This is a genomic window from Kitasatospora sp. NPDC003701 (genome assembly GCF_053587085.1).
Window position 1 is genome coordinate 1 of record NZ_JBSFNM010000168.1, and the last position, 1440, is coordinate 1440.

The following is a 1440-nucleotide window of genomic DNA, read 5'->3' on the forward strand; positions in this document are numbered from 1 at the left end:
ATCTCCACGAAGCTTCTCCACCTCACCAAGATCCACAGACCGCAGCATGCACCGCCACGACCACAAGATCAAATCAACCTAACGAAGTACTACTACGCGTCTGCGGTGTTCGCCCGGATCTCACCGCCGCTGCCACCCCGCGACCTCGACGTCAGGACCACGTTTCGCGTCCAACGCCAGCGCGCCATTCAGTCGAGCGGAACGTCGTACGTCTCGTTCATCCACGAGGCCGCTCTGCGGATGCAGTTCGGCGGGCCTCAGGTACTCGCGGAGCAGCTCAGCCACCTGGTGGAGGAGTCCGAACGGCGAGCCAGCTCGTTGCGAGTGGTCCCGTTCGAAATGGACACCTTCCCTGGTGCGGGCGAGAACATCATGTTCGCAGAGGGCCCGGTGCCAGAGCTCGCAACTCTCCAGATGGACACCGCGCAGGGCGTCCTCTTCTTCGATTCTCCAGCAGACCTGGCCAACCACCGGGCAACCTTCGCCCGCCTTGACTCCCTCGCGCTGTCGGATGATGACTCACGAAAGTTCATTCGATCTATCAGGGATGACATGAAGGGCAAGTATGAGTAGGTCAGAGTGGCAGAAGTCGAGCTACAGCGGTGCGTCGAACGAGTGCATCGAGGCGCGCGCTGTCGACGGGCTGGTCGAACTTCGCGAGTCCGACTCCGGCGATGTCATTGTCCGTACCACTCCCGCCAAGTTCGCCGCGTTCCTCCAAGGCGTCAAGGCGGGCGAGTTCGACCACTTCACCGCGTGACCTGACACACATGCGACACCTCACTACCTGGGGAGCCTCGATGTTCAAAACCGAGTGGCAGAGGTCCAGCTACTCCGCCGCAACCAACGAGTGCGTCGAGGTGCGTGTCATGGAGGGAGCGGTCGAACTTCGCGAGTCCGACTCCGGCGACGTCATCGTCCGTACCACCCGGACCAAGTTCGCCGCGTTCCTCCAGGGCGTCAAGGCGGGCGAATTCGACTACCTCACGACCTGAACCACCGGCGGCCCTGGGGCCGTCGTTCCCCTGGTGGCGCCATCTGTCCCCGCCTGGCCCTTCAGCGGGCCAGGCGGGGACTTCCAGCGGCTTGGGAGAATCTCCGAGAATCGGCACTCGCTCCGGAGCGATTCGACGGCATCCTGATCCAGCCCGACCGACAGCGCAGCTGTGAGCCGACGACCGCGCTACATCGGAAGCACCTCGGGGAACAACGGATGCCCGACGCTCTCTGATGCCAAAGGGATGGTCCGGACCACCGGGATCGACGGCTTCGGTGCCGTGGAGTCCGCCACGTCGGCAAAGAGCACGGATACCAGGTCGGACACGTCGGAGTGGGAAGTCGGCGGGTAGCTTCCAGCCGAAGTGGGTGGTGACCGCCTGGCCGATCGCCGCCAGCACGATGACCACCACGACGGCCACCACCGAGGCGGTGGTGCCGGGG

At 64.0% G+C, this 1440-nt stretch carries 3 protein-coding genes; all 3 read left to right on the plus strand.

What is annotated here, in order from left to right; genetic code table 11:
• Positions 1-573: DUF5753 domain-containing protein (locus tag ACWDRR_RS44425; protein ID WP_449778039.1), on the plus strand; the 573-nt coding region annotated here is incomplete at its 5' end.
• Positions 566-760 carry a DUF397 domain-containing protein gene (locus tag ACWDRR_RS44430; protein ID WP_449778040.1) on the plus strand — a complete coding sequence of 65 codons (195 nt, stop codon included), beginning with the start codon at positions 566-568 and terminating at the stop codon, positions 758-760. The genes ACWDRR_RS44425 and ACWDRR_RS44430, both read left to right, overlap by 8 nt.
• A 40-nt stretch (positions 761-800) precedes the next feature.
• On the plus strand, positions 801-995 hold the full coding sequence (locus ACWDRR_RS44435; RefSeq protein ID WP_449778041.1) for a DUF397 domain-containing protein: 195 nt from the start codon (positions 801-803) through the stop codon (positions 993-995).
• Positions 996-1440 lie beyond the last annotated feature (445 nt).